Raw genomic sequence first — 17561 nt, forward strand, 5'->3', positions numbered from 1 at the left:
CAAAGAAGAGATCAACAAGTTGATCTGAGTAAGCTCCTGATTACATTAATTCGTTTGATTAAAAAGTATCGGCTGCCAGATGGCAGCCGATACTTTTGTATTTATTATTTTAAAATTTTAAATGGAACCTTGAAATGATTAAATGAACCATCTTTCCCGGCAATATTCGTGTAGATGATATTTTTATTATAATCCTGAACATGTGTAACATTCTCACCTGTTTTGGGTTCATGCCAATACACCATAAATACATTTTTTGCCACTTCTGTTGCTGTATATTGAACAGTATCTGAAATTCCTTTGAGCGTACCTTCTGTTCCCATAAAAGACATCGTCTTATTATCTTTATAGTCCAGTACAAATTTTCCGGTTCCGAAATCAACTTCAACTTTTCTTCCAATTGCCGGATAAGGAGATCTTAAATCCCAGTTCATCTCGCCCAAAAATACTTTCACTCCCATTCCCAGCTCATCTTTTCCAGGAAGATCAGGATACTGATTGACCATGTATTGTATAATCGCATCTGACGTTTTATTTTCGGTAACTGCTTTCTTGTAATTCTCCAGATATTTTTTAACAAAATCCAGAGATTGAGGAGCGAGGTTCAGTTTTGCAAAATGAGATGGAACTACCTGTTGCGGCTGTAAAGCCTTCATTGCATCAATCTGTCCGATCCATCTGTCGATAGCCTCTTTATTTTGGGTATCTGCCATCCAGAGATGAGAATCCACTGAAACAGAAATTCCACCAACGATAGTTTTTAATGAAGGAATCCAAAGAAAACTATGTGCAGGGTCATCAAGGTTCTGTCTGATCTCAATTTTATTTCCTTCCAAATCAGGGATAAAACTCACCGCTTCCGGTACAAAAACTTCTGAGGGAGCATCTGCTTTCAACTGTGGGTTCCAAACAGCTAATTTATAATCTTTTGAAGCAGATATGAGGTATGCTGTTTGGGCAGTTGAGATGATCTTCACATTAGGAAATGCTTTTTTAATAACATCTAATCCAAAATAAAAATCCGGATCACTATGCGAAATAAAAACAGTTTTCAGATTTTTTCCTGTTGCTTTTATTTCTTTGACTAACTGTTCTGCATATTGCTTTTGAAATTGAGCGTCTACAAGGATTGCATCTTTATCTCCATAAATCAGGGTTGACGTAATGGGGAAAATAGCTTTACTTCCTGGATTATATACTTTGATCTTTAGGTTTCCAGCCAATACAGTGCTCACAAAGGCCAGTACAGCAATTACTGATAATAATTTTTTTCTTAACATCATTGGGTATTTTAATTAATAAGCTGCTGTGAAACGTTCACGGATGTGATTATTTTGCTCTAATTCATCTACTAAAGCTACCGCAACATCTTCTACTGAAAGAATACTTCTTCCGTTTTCATCAAAGACAGGAGTTTCCAAAGAAGTTCTGTATTTTCCTGTTCTGCTTCCTACATTCGCTTGATTCATTTCAATCGCAGGGCTAAAGAAAGTCCAGTCAAGGGTGTTATTTTCCTTAATCTTATTTAAATAATCTCTTGCTGCAGTTGCTCCAGGTTTATATGCTTCCGGGAAATCTGGAGTATCTACGATTTGTACATTATCAGGAGTATAAAGACTTCCAGCTCCTCCTACAACGATTAATCTTTTTACACCCGATTTCTCAACAGCTTTTTCAATATTTTCAGAACCTGTAAGGAAATCATTATAAAGGTTTGGATTAGTCCATCCTGCGTTATAGGTGCTGATTACGGCATCAGTTCCCTGTAGGCCATCAGCTAATTGATCCACGTTATTTACGTCAATACTTTTTGCTTTTACCTTTTCACTTTGTTCTATTTTAGAAGCATCTCTTACAATGGCTTCTACTTCGTATCCTCTGTTTTCTAGTTCTTTCACAACATGTGAACCTACAAATCCTGTCGCACCGATTACTGCTACTTTTTTCATAATATTTATTTTAAATTAAATTGTAATAAAATTTGTTACATTTAAGGGTAAAAAATTTTTATTTGAATTGATCACAAAATGCCTGTAATGACTTATCTCCTAAAAATTGAATAACCAGTTTTTCTGTTTCACTGAATAAAGTATTCAAATGATTGTTAATTTCCCTACCAACATTACATGCCGGATTAGGATTTTGATTTTTTTTCCCAAGAACCTCGGTATTTTTTACTGCTGAATATATTTCGGAAATACTAATTGATTCTGCACTTCTCGCAAGCTGGCTTCCTCCTTCTTTTCCCTGTCTGCTTGTCACCAACCCAGCCGCTCTTAAAACACCTATTTCTTTACGAACAATTACAGGATTGATATTAATACTACCCGCCATCCATTCAGAAGTTAACCACTCCTGAGGACTTTCAGCCAATAAGGTCATAATATGTACTGCCGTAGCAAATCTTGTATTATTCATTTTAATTACCCGACAAAGGTAAAACAAAATTTCAAATGTAACAAATTTTATTACAGTTAAATTTTTCTTAAAGTACTAATTTGTCTAAATCCAATAACAGATAATTGATATTCTGATTGATCGTACGGGTTGCTGATTGCATTTGATTAAGCATTGCAGCACGGTTTTGCAGGTCATCAGCACGATAATAACCTCCATCGCTAAAAATAACAGAACTATTAGCATCCTTTTGATTATCATCAAACTGATAGTGAAGCCATCTTTGCTTCATACTCTGAATAATCGAATGTGATTCCTTATTAGAAAATTTCTTTTCTGTATACATATACCAGATAAAAGGCGGAAAATTGGGAGATTCCAGCTTTTCATGCCAGATATCCCTCAAAAGATTTCTCTGATGGACAAACTCTACTTTTTTTCCTTTAGGATTAAGCGTTGCCAAACCAAACCCAGCTCCTAAAGCACCTCCTCCAATATCTATAGCACTACTCCATCCTCCATCTTTTACAATTCCTCCGGCAATAGATGCCGCGGCACCAGCTACAATAGAATAAAGAATTAATTTATTATTCCTCGAACTGTTTAAGTTATCCACATAGCTTCCAATCTGAGCAACACGTTCTCCTTCACAATCAAATTCTGCAGCTACGGCATCCAGTTCAGTGAGGGCAATGGTTATTTTACTGTTTATTCTTGTTTTAAGTTGCAAAACTTTAACCTGAGCGCTTAAAGATGAATCTTTTTTCAGCTTCATGATATCATGAACTTCATCCAGGTTATCCAATGCATTTAAGATCAAAATACTCTGGTCAGAAAATGTTCCTTTGAGTTCTTTATTTGCAGACAAAATAGAATCTGAATTATAGGAAGGAAGTTTTTTGCTGTAATTATATTGGAACGGAGCTTTACAATAGCTGTCTTTTAGGGTAAGAATATTTTGCTTTATGGCTTGATTTTTTTTGGAAACACATGAAGTCATTAAGCTAAAAATAGCAAAAAGGTAAAGTAGCTTTTTCATTCAATCTTTTTTTGTGTAGTGAGTCAATTTCAATGGTCCGATCAATTAAAAATAATCTACGTTCCCATTGATTAACCTAAAATCTAAAGTACGAATTTAAAGCAAATAAAAAAATTTACCTGAATTTCAGGTAAATTTTAAGCTTTATTTAATAAGATCAATTATTTAATTCCCAGTAATTCAACTTCAAAAATCAAAGTACTGTTCGGACCAATTTCCTTACTGATCTGTTCTTCACCATACGCTAAGTTAGGGGGAAGAAACAGTCTCCACTTACTTCCCACGGACATTAATTGAAGAGCTTCTGTCCATCCTGAAATCACACGGTTCAATGGAAATGACGCCGGAGTTCCTCTTTTCACAGAACTATCGAAAACATCTCCTTTTATAGTCGTTCCGTGGTAGTGACATTTTACGGTATCTTTTGCTTTTGGCTGAGCTCCATTACCTTCTGTAATAATCTCATACTGTAAACCACTTGGCAACGTTACAACACCATCTTTTTTGGCATTTTCTTCCATGAAAGCTTTCCCTTCATTAAGGTTTTTTTCAGCCAATTCTTTTTTACGTTTAAATAACATATCTGCTACTCCCATTATTTAATTTTTTTACAAAGATAAACTTTCTAAAAAACAGTGAAAATTCAATGTTAATGAGATAAAACACTAAAATAACATTATTTTAACATGCAATTCGAAACTTGGTGTTATAATTGAATTTAAAAATTAATGCCAAGCCCAATACTATATAATAAGAAATTCAATGAACTGACGGAGGAGGAAAAAGAGCTTCTTACAATCAATAAAAAAAGCATTTCGGATTTTGTTGAACAGTCATCCATCATAAGTGATGTAGATTATGCCACGCGAAATGCGCATGCAAAGACTTATGCTGTTTTAAAAGGTGAATTTAAAATAAATCCAAACCTTCCTGAACAGTTACAACCCTTCTTTGATAAAGAAAGATATGATCTGATCATCCGGTTTTCCAATGCTCATTTGAAAATTAAACAATCTAAAAAAGATATGCCTGCTTATGGCTTTTCAGTAAAAATAAAAGATGATACCGGAGATGTATTGGCCAATTATCCATTGGTTAATTTTCCTTTGTTTCCGCTTAATTCAGTAAGTACGTTTTTGAAACTGTTTACTTCAATCAATCATTTTTTCACTAAAAAATGGAATACTTTAATTCCTCTGATAATTCAGATTACAAAAGTGGTTCCTTCGTTATTTACTGTTTCTTTTTTAAAGAACACCATCAAGCTCATTGGACAACGAAATAATTTTTTCCTTTCCTTTGACTACTATTCTGTTGGGGCTTACCGATTGGGAGAATATATGATCAAAATAAAACTCCGACCAAAATCTCCTCAAAAGAATTTTGGCAAGAAAATGAATACCCGCGAAGCAATTGAAAGTTACTTTCAATCTAATGAGTATACTGCAGATGTACTTATTCAAATATGTTATGATCTACATGATCAACCTATTAATAAGTTGAACCGGGAATGGAAAAATTCACCCTTCATTAAAGTAGGAGAAGTGAAAATTGGAAAAAATGCCATATTAGATCGTACATGCGAAAATGAATTATTATCCTTTAATCCATTTGAAAGTAAAACAATTTTTCAACCTGTAGGTAAAATACAGAAACTCCGGGATGAAGCGTATAAGGTGTCTATTCAGACGAGACGTAAGATTAATAAATTGTTGCATGGTAAATAACTAAAAGATTTAAAAATTGAAAAATTAAAAGATTGAAAGATTAAGATGGGTTGAGTGTAGAAATGAAACCCATTTTAGTCAATGAGATAGATTATTTTGAATTCATTTCTATCAATCATAAACAATAAAAAAGCCTTACTTTTCAGTAAGGCTTTTCTTCTTAATTATTATTAATTTTCTTCTAGTTTCTCTTTTTCATCTTCCTTTTTTTCAGGGAACATAATAGATAAAATAACAGAAATCACCAGTACTCCACCTACAATTCCAAGGGATACAGGAGATGAAATATGAATCCATGGAGCGATGAGCATTTTAACTCCAATAAAGGATAAAATAATCGCTAAACCATATGGTAATTTGCTGAACATATGAATAAAATTCGCTAATAGGAAATACAATGATCTAAGTCCTAAAATAGCAAATATATTAGATGTATAAAGGATAAACGGATCATCAGAAATTGCAAAAATAGCTGGGATCGAATCTACTGCAAAAAGAACGTCTGTAAATTCAATTACTCCAACAACCACTAAAAGAGGTGTTGCCATTCTTATCCCATTCTGGATCGTAAAAAACTTATCTCCATCGTAGTTATCAGAAACTTTCCAGAAACTTTTTATTAATCTGGCTCCTGCAGTATTGCTATAATCTTCATCGTCATCATCATCTCCGTCACCCCATGATTTTATACCTGCATACACAAGGAATAAACCGAATAACATCATAACAATATTAATCTTCACTGCTTCACCAAAAATATTCATCTCAGGTAAATAGGTCAGGTTGATAAGTCCAACTCCGGCAAAAATAAAGATCGCTCTAAATATCAACGCTCCTATAATCCCCCAGAATAAAACTTTATGATGTAAATATTTTGGAACCTTGAAGAATCCGAAGACAAGGATAAACACAAAGAGGTTATCCACAGAAAGTGCCTTTTCAATCCAATACGCCGCCTGATATTGTGTGAACTTTTCTACAGCAAGGGCATGGCCGTCGGATTGATTAAACACCCAATACACCACTCCTGAAAAGATCATGGATAATGAAATCCATACGACTGACCAGATAGTAGCTTCTTTAGATGAAACTTCATGACTTTTTTTATTAAAAACTCCTAAATCCAGAAGCAACATGATAACAACCGTTATCGCAAATCCCCACACCAGACCCGGATGCAGTTCTAAAATACTTTGATGTTTTTCCACTTTTATTATGTGTTATTATATGATAAAAAGCAATAGCTGTACAAAGTACAATTATTGCTAATTTATTTTAATTTGCGTAAATATAACTATTTCCGATATAACTCAACCTGACAAAACCCCATTCCACATATTATTTCTTTATTAAATAAATGTCAGGACTGCTATTTAGGAATAATAGCCTATTTAAAATCTTATATCTTAAAGATACTTTTGCTGAACTGTCTGAATCGTTTGCTCCAATTTTCTATCAGCAGTCGGATCACCAATTGCATTGAACTTCCATTCTCCATTTCTTCTGTAGAAAACCCCCATTACCATAGCAACATGCCCGCTAAATGATTTATCATTAGCGATATCATATTTAGCAAAAACCTCTTTTACATTAGTGGGTGTCCCCTCATAAATACGAATAGAAGCAAAAGGAATTGTCCCGAAATCCTGTCCTCTGTAGCTGTTTAGGACCAGAGCAACATGGTCCACATTCGAATCCAACTGGTTGAAATCTACAGTGATTACTTCATTGTCCAATCCATCATCTCCGTCTACATCTCCTGTAAGATCGTCTCCACTGTGTCTTACTGACCCATTTTTAGATTTTAAATTTCCGAAGTATATAACTTCAGTTGCATTCTTGTTTGCATCGTATAAAATACAGCTTGCATCCAAGTCTACAGCTTCTTTTTTAGTTCCACCAAAAAAACTTTTTTTCTCAATTGCACCCCAGTTGATACCAACACAAGCCTGCGTAAGAACTGCTCCGTTTTCTTTGGTCAGATTAATTCTTTGACCTTTTTGTAAGTTAATAGCCATCTTTTTATGTTTAGTTATTTTTTATAGTTAAGTTGCGAAATCGCTGAATCGCAAAATTGCTTTTTATTCTACCTTGTTTTGATGGTAGTTTTTTTTAAGTAAAATCGTTAAACTGAAGAACTGTAAAATTGCTTTCTATTCTACCTTATACAAACGATTTCCCAGTTTTACAAATATGCGATTTTGCCATTTTGCCTTTTCGCCTTCTCTTAATTCTTCAAATTTAAATTAAGCATTGCACGCAAAATATTCGTTTCTTCATTGACATCAAATATCTTACTCATGATATCAACGTTTTCCAGGTTTCGCAGATAGTCTTTTAAAACAGATTCTACATCATAAGGTAGTGTCCGCTTTCTCTCACCTATTGATTCTTCCAGCTCTTCATTTTTTCTCTTCAACTGATTGATAATCACAATTTGATTGGATTCATTTTCAGATGTGTTCAAATAGGCTAGTTCATCATCGATCAGATACAATCTTTTTTCTTCAACATTGAATATAAAGTGTTCATCAGACTGAAAGATCTTAAACAATTCATATTCGTTCCTATCGATACGATATCCGCACATGAAGCGAACTTTAAAATTCTGTATATTCAGTTTACCTAATAATTTTCTCTCTATCGAATAGTCCTGATATTGATAGGAAGGTACCGGATGAAATGTAAGTTTCGATTCGTCAGCTTCCGTTCTGTAAAATTCTGTTGCATATTTTTTATGAAAATACAAAACATCATTCCAGTTAAGCGTAAATTGATCTTCCGTCAGATCTTTATACAGATTTTTCAGATGTTTAGAAAATATACCACTGTACATTTTTCTATCTACTTCAAAACTATCAACTTTCCTTTCTTCAAAAGTTGAAATGTATTGGTTATTAATATTGATTTCATTAATAACAGCCAGCAAATCGTTTTCCTTTTTCTTTTTGATCTTGGTCAACAATTCAATTACGCTGTCTGTATACTGCAGATGAAAAAGCTCCAGTTTCTGGTAGTCTAATGTCTTGTTTTCATTAAACAAGTTGTGTATAATATCTGTTTTAATGTAAATGGATATTATATCAACATTTTCAAAGAAGTTAGCAAGAAGTTTAAGCTTTGTTAATCTTCTTTTACTCTGAGACATTATGCTTACAGCTTCATCATCCACCGGTATATCGTATTATTAACCTCTAATATTTGCTTTTAATTCGCTCTCTAATGTTTGTAGATCCTGATCCAGTTTTCTTCTGTTTTCCGTTCCTTGTTTTTGGATCTGCTTCACTTCATTCAATGTATTGATCAACATTGCTGTTGTTTCTTTCAATGTCTCAGCTGACACAATGGTCTGTTCATTAGCTTTAGCAACATTTCTTGAATTCTGCCCCAAACGTTCTGCATTTTTCCTTAGAATTTCTTCTGTTGTAGAAGATACTTTCTGCTGAATTTCAATATTCTGCTGTTGTCTGTGCATTGCTACAGCTAAAGAAAGTTGGTTTTTCCATACAGGTAAAGTTGTTGTAAGGATCGTCTGCGCTTTCTCAGCAATAGAAACATTATTGTTTTGAACCAGCCTGATCTGCGGAAGGGATTGCATCATGATCAAACGAACCACTTTAAGATCCGCCAACCTCCTATCTAATCGGTTGATAAAATCTCTTTTATCAGCAATTTGATAATCAGCATAATTCTGAACATTCGTTTCCATTTCTGCAAGTTCTCTTCCTGCTCTTTCCATTCTCAAATTCCCGGCAATTACAAGATCTTCTATTTGCTTGATAGAATTTACATTGCTATCGAAAATAGTCTGAAGTACAGCATTATCTTTAGTAGAAGTAATAATTCCGGCATTTACTTTATATGAAATCTGATCGATATTGTTTACGATTTTATCATATTTAGCAAATAAGTTCTCTACCTGGGTGATTACTTTTTTCATGAATGGCAAACGGCTTAAAAAACTTTTCGCCTTATTTCCACCATTGATTTCGTCTACATCCACGTAATTAAGTTCAACCAATAAGTTATTGATCAACTCTCCTACTTCTCCTGAATTAGACCTTCTAACGTTATTCAAAAAGCTATCACTCTGATTAGCCAAAGTTTTTTGAAGTTCCGAACCAAAATTTACGATAGAACCGGGGTTGGTTTCATCAATAGCATTAGCTGCTGTTTCATATTTCTGAAGATCCTGGCTTTGTATCTGACTCAAATTTACATTTCCATCTCTATCAACAAGAACTGGTGGTGTACCTGGCGCGGGTTGACTTGGCTGAGCGGGTTCAAATGTTTTAAGAGGTTCAATGGATCCAAGTGGATCAATGGGTTGATTAGGTTGGTTATCCATGATAAATTATTGATAAATTGATACAAATTTTTCAAGGCCTTCTCTTTGTCCGCTTCCTACAGCTTCGAATTTCCATTCTCCGTTTCTGTTGTAGATTCTACCAAACTCTACTGCTGTTTCGATAGAGAAATCTTCATCTAATTCGTATTTTAAGATTTCCTCATTGGTATCTGTATTGAAAATTCTGATGAAAGAATTTCTTACCTGTCCGAAGTTTTGCTTTCTTGCTTCTGCTTCGTGGATTGTAACCACTACCGTAATTTCTTTGACCGCAGAATCAATTTTAGTCAAATCAATTTTGATTTGCTCATCATCACCATCTCCATCACCGGTTAAATTATCACCAGTATGGATCACAGCTTTATCCGGAGACTCCAGATTGTTATAAAAAATAAAGTGATTATCTGAAACCAATTTTTTATTTTCTCCTAATAAAAATAGAGAAGCATCCAGATCGAAAGCACCTCCTGTAGATGTATTATTAATATCCCATCCTAAACCCACTGTGAATTTAGGGGCGTTTATATTTTCTCTTTGTCCTTTTTGTAAGTTAATAGCCATAATATAATTCGGTTTGTGTTAAAGTATTGATGTTATTTTCGTATTCTTCTATTAAATGATAATTGTTGCTGATTGCTAATTCCAGTAAGTCATCCATGAGTTCCTTTCTTACTTTAGACGTAAGATATTCAAAATTACTTGAATTCAACCCTAAAATATATTTTACAATCCTTGTATTAAACTGAAAACTTGGCTTTCCCATTACTTCAACAATATGATCCACATTTTTTACTGCATAATAATTGAAGTAGTTCTCAATGGTCGGATCAATATCAAAGTTCATCAGCTCAGCATAATACAGGAACATAAAATCTGCATGTACAGCATATTCATTTAATATTTTATTGACTGTATGTTCGTGACTTCCTGTGATTTTTATATCATCTATAAAAATACAAAGTTTTCCCCGTAAAAAGTCTTTATCAATATAATAAGTATCATTAGCGATCAGATTTTTGCGATCTTCAAAACTTAGATTTCCATAATCTGTAGTATAGGTATGATTACGGTTGATCTTAGACAAGATGCTAGACTTTTTTCCTCTTTGAAACAGATAAAAATCCAGGTATTTCTTAAAGTAAAAGCACAAGAAATTGGAAGCAGTTGGAATCGCCATATAAGGACTTGGTAAAATCACAATCTCCTTATCCGTATTAAAAAGTTCTTCGTGATGCAAAATAAACCCATCGAATAACTCCTTTGCAAACTTTTCAGCATAAGATCTGTCTCCATATTTAAAATAACTGTATTCTGCAGGGGAAAAGGTAAATTCCTCAGCAGAATGAATATGATGTAAACTGTACCTCTTGTTCATGGTTATATTGGGTATTTAAGTAAGTGTGCGTTGAAACCAAAACTCTTTGCTCCATTAAAATCAGCGACCAGGTTATCACCGATATGTAAGATCTGATGCAGTTCTAGATCCTGGTTTTTAATTTTATTTTTCACTTCCTGAAAAACAGCAGGATTGGGTTTTGAACAATTAATTTCATCAGAATAAATATGAAAATCTATGTATCTATCTAGATTTTCTTCGATCAGAAACTTTCGTAAAGTTCTTCCTTTTATAAAACCTGTATTGCTTAATATATTGATCGTTTTTCCCTGATCTTTGATTTCATTAAAAACCTGATGAACGTTTTCAAAAATAATGACCGGCTTATATTCAAGAAATAATTCTTCGCTTTTGATATAAAATGCATTCAGATTATCTCTGTTTATTTGCTTTATATCCACATTCAAAGCATTTAATATAAGTAAGTAAATTTCAAAAGTATCCACATTCCCTCCTATCACCTCATTGATCGTATTGCATAAATCATCATAGTATTTTACGGTTTTTGCAACTTCTTCTATGGGCTTATTAATGGCAAAAAACGAGGAGAACAGCTCAACTCTTTTTGCTTTAAATTCAGGATGAGATTTTATTAGGGTAAGCCACAAATCAAAAGAAAAATGATGGTGGTTATGGATGTCAATATCTGTTTTCAAAATGGTACCAAATTACAATTTACATAAAGCTGTGCTTCAATACAACAACTTTATATAATTCCTTATTTTCGTCGTTAGTTTTTAATTGAATTATTCAATTCCTTTCAAAGATAATTTTTTAAATTCAAAGTCTGTTTTTTTTATAACTTTTTAAGATTTTGAGCCTTCGTTTTTACTCAGCTTTGACAATTTTTTTGATATTTTAAGAAATTTCAGTATTTTTGCATCCGACTAACTATCAAGCATGTCAACAAAAATGATACATATTATAACTTTAAGCAATCCTATCAGAGCGGTGTACTTTGGTAGCATTAAATATTTATCTGAATAGTTTACGACCTTTATTTTACAAAAATATATTGAAGGCCTTTCTATTTAGATAGGCCTTTTTTGCTACCCTATTTCCAGATCTTACAATAAAGAGGTTTCAATATTGAAACCTTAAAATCAACCATTTAATTTAAAAAAATGAAATATAACACAAGAAATATAGGGATAATAGCACATGTAGATGCAGGAAAAACAACTTTAACGGAAAGATTACTGTACTATACAGGACTCATTCATAAAATAGGAAACGTTGACGATGGGAATACCACAATGGATAAAGATATTCAGGAGAAAAATCGTGGAATTACCATTTCTTCAGCAGCAGTTTCCACTCAATGGAAAAAAGACGATAAGGTCTATAATATCAATATCATTGATACTCCAGGCCATATCGATTTTGCTGTAGAAGTAGAGCGTTCATTAAGGGTTTTGGATAGTGTGGTAGCCGTTTTCTGCGCCTCTTCGGGAGTACAGCCCCAAACGGAAAATGTCTGGTTCCAAGCCGAGAAACATGGCACCTCTAGAATCTGCTTCATCAATAAGATGGACCGTATTGGTGCAGATTTTTTTGCAGTAATAAGAGAAATTGAAACAAAGCTTAATACAATTCCTCTTGCACTACAAATTCCAATCGGCTCAGAAGATAGTTTTGAAGGAATCATTGATCTGATCACCCAAAAAGCATGGTATTGGACTGACGAAAATGGTGAGATTATGATCGAAAAAGAGATTCCGGAAATTTATAAAGAGGAAGCTCATGAATACAGAATGAAACTCATGGAAACTCTGGCGGAATATGATGATGTTTTTTTTGAAGTCTTTATAGATAATGAAGATATTATCTCTAACGAAATGATCTTTGAAAGCATTAAAAGGACCTGTCAATCTCAGACGATAGTTCCCGTTTTATGTGGCTCAGCATTCAAAAACAAAGGAGTCCAACCTTTGCTTGATGCTATTGTTAATTACCTTCCGGCTCCGGATCAGTTACCTTCTATAAAAGGAAAAAATCCGAAAACCGAAGAAACTATAGAATTGGAAAGAAATCATGATGAAGTTTTTTCAGGATTGGTTTTCAAAGTCATTATTGATAAGCACATGGGTAAACTTGCAATGCTTCGTATCTATTCGGGCGAAATAAAATCTGGGGATACAGTTCAAAATGTGAGAACAGGTGAAAGTTTCAGGATATCAAGAATCCTGAAAATGCAATCTGATAAGACTCTAACTGTTGATGGAGGAAAAGCAGGTGATATTGTAGCTTTAACAGGTATAAAAGATGCAAAAACCGGCGATTCTTTATCAGGTCTTGACCAACCAGTTTTGTTGGAATCAATCACAATTCCAGCTCCTGTTATCCGTGTATCAATAGAACCCAAAACCAATAATGATGAAAAATCTTTTGGTCTGGTTTTAGCGAAAATCCAAGAGGAAGACCCTTCCTTATTGGTAGAAAGGGATAAACAAACTGGTGAAACGATATTGAGTGGTTTAGGAGAGCTCCATTTAGAGGTGACTTTAGAGAAAATTCGATTGAATCATGGTATAGAAATCAATCAAGGCAAGCCTAAGGTTTCATACAGAGAAATTTTAACTGAAACAAGAATCCACAGAGAGAAACTTTCTAAACAAAATGGAGGAAACGGGCAGTTTGCGGATATCACTTTTGAAATCGGGCCTAGAACGGACAACGAATTTGGTCTTGAATTTATTAATAAAATCAAGGGAGGTGTAATTCCTAATGAATTTATTCCATCCATTGAAAAAGGTTTCAGAGACGCAATGGAAAATGGGCCTTTGAGTGGCTATCCTTTAGAAAGTATGAAAATAACCCTATTAGATGGATCTACTCATAGTCAGGATTCAGCTGCTTACGATTTCGAATTGGTTGCAAGAGATGGCTACAGATCTACCTCAAAACAATGTAAACCTAAGCTAATGGAACCCGTTATGCAGGTTGAAATTCAAAGTATTGAAGAATATACAGGAGCCGTAACTGCTGATATTAATAAAAGAAGAGGTATCATTACTTCTATTGATGAGCGATCAGGAAGAAAAATATTTATCGCAGAAGTCCCGTTGGCTTCTACATTTGGATACATTTCTGACCTGAGAACACTAACAAGCGGAAGAGCTTCCATAAGTATGAAATTATCTCACTATGCTTTAGTGCCTGATTTCATTACCAACATCGTAATAACCTAAAAAGACAAGGACTGTAATATAATTACGGTCCTTGTTTAGTTATTTTATCTATAGTGCTTAAAAAACAATAATAAACTTATCCAATAAGTTTGATTTTTAATAATTTTACCTTTTAGAAACTTAATTAGTTTCATAATAAAACCAATAATATTTTTCAAAATGAATAATGATATATTTATTTGCCATAACTGCCCCATGACCAGAACAATGGCAAGTATTGGAACAAAATGGAAACCTATTATTATTTATACAATAGGAAAAAGGACCATCCGTTTTGGACAAATCTATGCTCTTATGGGAATCATCTCAAAAAAAGTATTAACTGAACAACTGAAAGAACTGGTTGAAGACGGAATCATAAGTCGTGAAAAATTTGATGAACTTCCACCCCGGGTTGAATATACTTTAACCCCAAAAGGAATTGATCTGCTACGCATTTTAAATATGCTAACTATCTGGAATGACAAACACAATCCTGAGCCTGCTCAAAAATAGATAACAGAATAAGCAGGCATAATCCAAAACACTTTTGCTTTCATATTGAATCTTCCAAAATCGGCTTTAAAACAGAAAACATATTCTAATTCAAATTTTTAAGAATGGTAAAAGTGCCTTAATTAGTACGTCCCTGAATACTATAGGGAATAGGTATCCATACATAATGATTGTTTTCAAATTTCAGATGTCCTAGTCCCGGAAAAGAAATATGACTTGCCGCAATTAGATACTTTTCACTAACGGCTTTTTTATAGAATTCTTCCCTTTTGTTTTTTCCATGATTAAGGCTTACATCAAAATGATCATCCATTAATGGATCAATAAACTGCACACTCCCGATATGAACCAGATCTCCCCAAAAGATCATTTTTTCGCCTTTTGTTTCCAAAAAATAAACTGTATGTCCAGGAGTGTGCCCCGAAGCTAAAGTCGCTTTAATACCTGGTAAAACTTCAATATCCGAAGTAAACGTTTTTATCTTTCCAGTCTTGATATATGGAGAAAGTGATTCTAATGCATTTTGAAATGATTTAGGGTCATTCCCCGCGTCATTTTCATTGGCCATTTTCCTATTCTGATCATTGATCCAGTAATTAAATTCCAGGCTATTAACATGAATATCTGCATTTTCAAATATCTTTCTCTTATTTCGTGTAAGCCCACCGGAATGATCTGCATGAATATGCGTGAGAAGAATATCTGTAATCTCGGAAGGTTTATAACCTGCTGATTTTAGACTCTGAACAATGTTTCCGCTCAACTTACCTCCAAATAAATCACCAGCACCGGCATCCACCAGAATAAGTTTTGATTTTGTTTTTATCAAGTAGGCGTTGATTGAAATTTCAACCGGATTTTTAATAAATGATTCTTCCAGGAGTTTTGTTGCTGTTCCTTTTTCGCTATTATACAGCAAATTTTCCGCATCGATAGTAACTGTTCCGTCCAATAAAGCGGTAATTTCAAATTCACCAAATTTAATTTTGTAGCTTGGCATTTGTGCAGATACATAAGAAATCTGCACGAGCAATAAGAGGGCAACAAGAATTTTTGTGATTTTTTCACATATTTTACCTCCGTTTTGATTTATATTTTTCATAAGTAACTCAATTAGTCCCGCAAAGTTACCTTTTACAGTTACTAAAATAAACCATTATAATAAATAGTGAACACCTATTTGTAACCAGAAAATCAATATTGATGAATTAAATTAAAGGAAACATGTAGAATAAAGTGACAGTTACTTTTCAGGCATTACTTTATACGTTGGATCATCTTCGATATTGACATCAATGACCGCTTCAGCCGTTTTTAAAATTTTTCTGCAATCCTCACTCAAATGACGTAAGTGCAAGGTTTTATTCAAATCATGGTAACGCTTTGATAATTTATCCAAAGCATCGATAGCACTCATATCTACAATTCTGCTTTCTTTAAAATCTATGATTACCTTGTCCGGATCGTTGGCTGGATCAAATTTATCCATAAACGTAGTTACAGAACCAAAAAATAAAGGTCCAAATATTTCATAATGCTTTACACCATCTTTATCAACAGACTTTCTGGCTCTGATTCTTTTTGCATTATCCCAGGCAAAAACTAAAGCTGCAATAACAACACCTACTAAAACTGCTAAAGCCAGGTTGTGTAGCACAATGGTTATCAAAGCCACTACGATCCCAACAAAAATATCTGATTTCGGCATTTTGTTCACGATCCTTATGGAAACCCATTGAAAAGTACTTATTGCAACCATCATCATTACTCCCACTAACGCCGCCATTGGTATTTTTTCTATAAAAGGAGCTCCAACCAGAATAATAATTAAAATAGTTATAGATGCAATGATCCCTGACAATCTCGCTCTTGAACCTGCATTAAGGTTTACTAAGGTTTGAGCTACCATCGCACAACCACCCATTCCTCCAAAAAAACCATTGGTAATATTAGCAAGTCCTTGGGCTATAGATTCACGATTGGCATTACCTTTAGAGTCTGTTATCTCATCTACCATTGATAATGTAAGAAGGGATTCAATAAGTCCTACCCCTGCCATAATCATAGCATACGGGAAAATAATATTCAGTGTTTCCAGAGAAAATGGAACTTTGGGAATATGGAAAGGTGGAAAATTCCCACTGATATGAGCAATATCTGCAACAGTCTTTGTATTAATATTAAAACCAGCTACAACTCCAAATACAACTAAAATAGCCACCAGGGAAGCTGGGATTACTTTCGTCACCTTAGGGAAAAAATAAACAATAGCAATTGTAAAGACTGTAAGCCCTCCCATTATGTATAAAGAAGTACCCTGAAGCCATTGAACAACACCCTGAGCATCTACAAATTTAAACTGCTCAACCTGAGCCATAAAAATAATGACCGCCAATCCATTTAAAAAACCATACATAACAGGCTGTGGAATGAGGCGAACAAATTTTCCCCACTTAAAAACTCCCACTAATATTTGAAAAATTCCCGCCAAAGCTACAGTAGCAAATAAATATTCTACACCATGAGATTTTGCCAGAGCAATCAATACAACAACAGTAGCTCCTGCCCCACCAGAAACCATTCCTGGTCGACCTCCAAAAACAGCGGTTATCAAACCCATTAAAAATGCTGCGTACAAACCAGTCAAAGGAGACAAGCCAGCCAAAATTGCAAATGAAAGCGACTCCGGAATCATAGTCATAGCAACTGTAAGTCCGGCAAGGATTTCATTTTTATAATTTATTTTTTCAGAAAATTTGAAAATCTTGATAGATGTATTCATAATTTCGACAAAGGTAAAAACTTGAAACATTATATACAATAATCAAATTTTCAAAATAGCATAAACGAATAAGCATTATTGACAAAAATTTATATATAAATTTATATTGTTAAAAATATAAAAATTTTACACCTCTAATTTTTCGTTAAAATCAATTTTTAACATTATTTATTACTATTATCTTTT

Annotated in this window: 17 protein-coding genes; 3 read left to right on the forward strand and 14 right to left on the reverse strand. The window is 33.8% G+C overall.

Features of this window, described 5'->3' with window-relative positions; all coding sequences use genetic code 11:
• Positions 1 to 104: 104 nt before the first annotated feature.
• The 5 genes from JHL15_RS06145 to JHL15_RS06165 all read right to left on the reverse strand — a co-directional run bounded on the left by JHL15_RS06145 (position 105) and on the right by JHL15_RS06165 (position 4032).
• Positions 105 to 1283 (reverse strand): MBL fold metallo-hydrolase, encoded by a 1179-nt coding sequence (locus JHL15_RS06145; protein ID WP_234047696.1) that lies wholly within the window; start codon positions 1281 to 1283, stop codon positions 105 to 107.
• 12 nt (positions 1284 to 1295) lie between these two features.
• The gene (locus JHL15_RS06150; protein ID WP_200244241.1) at positions 1296 to 1949 is read right to left on the reverse strand and encodes an NAD(P)-dependent oxidoreductase; all 654 of its coding nucleotides are present in this window, start codon (positions 1947 to 1949) and stop codon (positions 1296 to 1298) included.
• Positions 1950 to 2007: 58 nt separating this feature from the next.
• A complete protein-coding gene (locus JHL15_RS06155) occupies positions 2008 to 2418 on the reverse strand; it encodes an Rrf2 family transcriptional regulator (RefSeq protein ID WP_200244242.1) in 411 nt (136 codons plus the stop codon).
• A 67-nt stretch (positions 2419 to 2485) separates the two neighbouring features.
• Positions 2486 to 3436: a hypothetical protein gene (locus tag JHL15_RS06160; RefSeq protein WP_200244244.1), complete on the reverse strand. Its 951-nt coding sequence runs from the start codon at positions 3434 to 3436 to the stop codon at positions 2486 to 2488.
• Positions 3437 to 3597: 161 nt separating this feature from the next.
• A complete protein-coding gene (locus JHL15_RS06165; RefSeq protein ID WP_200244246.1) occupies positions 3598 to 4032 on the reverse strand; it encodes an FKBP-type peptidyl-prolyl cis-trans isomerase in 435 nt (144 codons plus the stop codon).
• A gap of 132 nt (positions 4033 to 4164) precedes the next feature.
• Between JHL15_RS06165 and JHL15_RS06170 the strand changes: the two genes are divergently transcribed.
• Complete coding sequence (locus tag JHL15_RS06170) at positions 4165 to 5163, forward strand: catalase family protein (protein WP_200244248.1); 999 nt, start codon at positions 4165 to 4167, stop codon at positions 5161 to 5163.
• 170 nt (positions 5164 to 5333) lie between these two features.
• Here JHL15_RS06170 and JHL15_RS06175 read toward each other — a convergent pair whose 3' ends face one another.
• The 7 genes from JHL15_RS06175 to JHL15_RS06205 all read right to left on the reverse strand — a co-directional run bounded on the left by JHL15_RS06175 (position 5334) and on the right by JHL15_RS06205 (position 11563).
• Positions 5334 to 6371: a TerC/Alx family metal homeostasis membrane protein gene (locus JHL15_RS06175; protein WP_200244250.1), complete on the reverse strand. Its 1038-nt coding sequence runs from the start codon at positions 6369 to 6371 to the stop codon at positions 5334 to 5336.
• A gap of 198 nt (positions 6372 to 6569) precedes the next feature.
• Positions 6570 to 7181, reverse strand: coding sequence for a TerD family protein (locus JHL15_RS06180; RefSeq protein ID WP_200244254.1), 612 nt, complete (start codon positions 7179 to 7181; stop codon positions 6570 to 6572).
• A 209-nt stretch (positions 7182 to 7390) separates the two neighbouring features.
• Positions 7391 to 8311, reverse strand: a complete 921-nt coding sequence (locus JHL15_RS06185) for a hypothetical protein (protein WP_200244256.1) — start codon at positions 8309 to 8311, stop codon at positions 7391 to 7393.
• 39 nt (positions 8312 to 8350) lie between these two features.
• Positions 8351 to 9511, reverse strand: coding sequence for a toxic anion resistance protein (locus JHL15_RS06190; protein WP_200244262.1), 1161 nt, complete (start codon positions 9509 to 9511; stop codon positions 8351 to 8353).
• 6 nt (positions 9512 to 9517) lie between these two features.
• Positions 9518 to 10072, reverse strand: a complete 555-nt coding sequence (locus tag JHL15_RS06195) for a TerD family protein (protein ID WP_200244263.1) — start codon at positions 10070 to 10072, stop codon at positions 9518 to 9520.
• The gene (locus tag JHL15_RS06200; protein ID WP_200244265.1) at positions 10062 to 10886 is read right to left on the reverse strand and encodes a phosphoribosyltransferase family protein; all 825 of its coding nucleotides are present in this window, start codon (positions 10884 to 10886) and stop codon (positions 10062 to 10064) included. Before JHL15_RS06200 ends, JHL15_RS06195 begins: the two co-directional genes overlap by 11 nt.
• Positions 10887 to 10888: 2 nt before the next feature.
• Complete coding sequence (locus JHL15_RS06205; protein WP_200244266.1) at positions 10889 to 11563, reverse strand: HAD family hydrolase; 675 nt, start codon at positions 11561 to 11563, stop codon at positions 10889 to 10891.
• A gap of 468 nt (positions 11564 to 12031) precedes the next feature.
• On the opposite strand from JHL15_RS06205, the gene fusA reads away from it, so the two are divergent.
• Positions 12032 to 14098, forward strand: a complete 2067-nt coding sequence (gene fusA / locus JHL15_RS06210) for an elongation factor G (RefSeq protein WP_200244267.1) — start codon at positions 12032 to 12034, stop codon at positions 14096 to 14098.
• Positions 14099 to 14257: 159 nt separating this feature from the next.
• Positions 14258 to 14593 (forward strand): winged helix-turn-helix transcriptional regulator, encoded by a 336-nt coding sequence (locus JHL15_RS06215; protein WP_234047697.1) that lies wholly within the window; start codon positions 14258 to 14260, stop codon positions 14591 to 14593.
• A 118-nt stretch (positions 14594 to 14711) separates the two neighbouring features.
• On the opposite strand, the gene JHL15_RS06220 is transcribed toward JHL15_RS06215, so the two are convergent.
• Positions 14712 to 15695, reverse strand: a complete 984-nt coding sequence (locus JHL15_RS06220; RefSeq protein WP_200244268.1) for an MBL fold metallo-hydrolase — start codon at positions 15693 to 15695, stop codon at positions 14712 to 14714.
• A 141-nt stretch (positions 15696 to 15836) separates the two neighbouring features.
• Positions 15837 to 17375: a SulP family inorganic anion transporter gene (locus JHL15_RS06225; protein WP_200244270.1), complete on the reverse strand. Its 1539-nt coding sequence runs from the start codon at positions 17373 to 17375 to the stop codon at positions 15837 to 15839.
• Between the last annotated feature and the right edge of the window lie 186 nt (positions 17376 to 17561).

Source organism: Chryseobacterium paridis, from assembly GCF_016595215.1.
GTDB lineage: Bacteria > Bacteroidota > Bacteroidia > Flavobacteriales > Weeksellaceae > Chryseobacterium > Chryseobacterium paridis.

Coding starts and splice junctions, on each gene's coding strand:
- JHL15_RS06195 (WP_200244263.1), bottom strand. CDS start 10,072: ATGGCTATTAACTTACAAAAAGGACAAAGAGAAAATATAAACGCCCCT.
- JHL15_RS06190 (WP_200244262.1), bottom strand. CDS start 9,511: ATGGATAACCAACCTAATCAACCCATTGATCCACTTGGATCCATTGAA.
- JHL15_RS06165 (WP_200244246.1), bottom strand. CDS start 4,032: ATGGGAGTAGCAGATATGTTATTTAAACGTAAAAAAGAATTGGCTGAA.
- JHL15_RS06145 (WP_234047696.1), bottom strand. CDS start 1,283: ATGATGTTAAGAAAAAAATTATTATCAGTAATTGCTGTACTGGCCTTT.
- JHL15_RS06225 (WP_200244270.1), bottom strand. CDS start 17,375: ATGAATACATCTATCAAGATTTTCAAATTTTCTGAAAAAATAAATTAT.
- fusA (WP_200244267.1), top strand. CDS start 12,032: ATGAAATATAACACAAGAAATATAGGGATAATAGCACATGTAGATGCA.
- JHL15_RS06170 (WP_200244248.1), top strand. CDS start 4,165: ATGCCAAGCCCAATACTATATAATAAGAAATTCAATGAACTGACGGAG.
- JHL15_RS06220 (WP_200244268.1), bottom strand. CDS start 15,695: ATGAAAAATATAAATCAAAACGGAGGTAAAATATGTGAAAAAATCACA.
- JHL15_RS06155 (WP_200244242.1), bottom strand. CDS start 2,418: ATGAATAATACAAGATTTGCTACGGCAGTACATATTATGACCTTATTG.
- JHL15_RS06150 (WP_200244241.1), bottom strand. CDS start 1,949: ATGAAAAAAGTAGCAGTAATCGGTGCGACAGGATTTGTAGGTTCACAT.
- JHL15_RS06180 (WP_200244254.1), bottom strand. CDS start 7,181: ATGGCTATTAACTTACAAAAAGGTCAAAGAATTAATCTGACCAAAGAA.
- JHL15_RS06200 (WP_200244265.1), bottom strand. CDS start 10,886: ATGAACAAGAGGTACAGTTTACATCATATTCATTCTGCTGAGGAATTT.
- JHL15_RS06215 (WP_234047697.1), top strand. CDS start 14,258: ATGAATAATGATATATTTATTTGCCATAACTGCCCCATGACCAGAACA.
- JHL15_RS06185 (WP_200244256.1), bottom strand. CDS start 8,311: ATGTCTCAGAGTAAAAGAAGATTAACAAAGCTTAAACTTCTTGCTAAC.
- JHL15_RS06160 (WP_200244244.1), bottom strand. CDS start 3,436: ATGAAAAAGCTACTTTACCTTTTTGCTATTTTTAGCTTAATGACTTCA.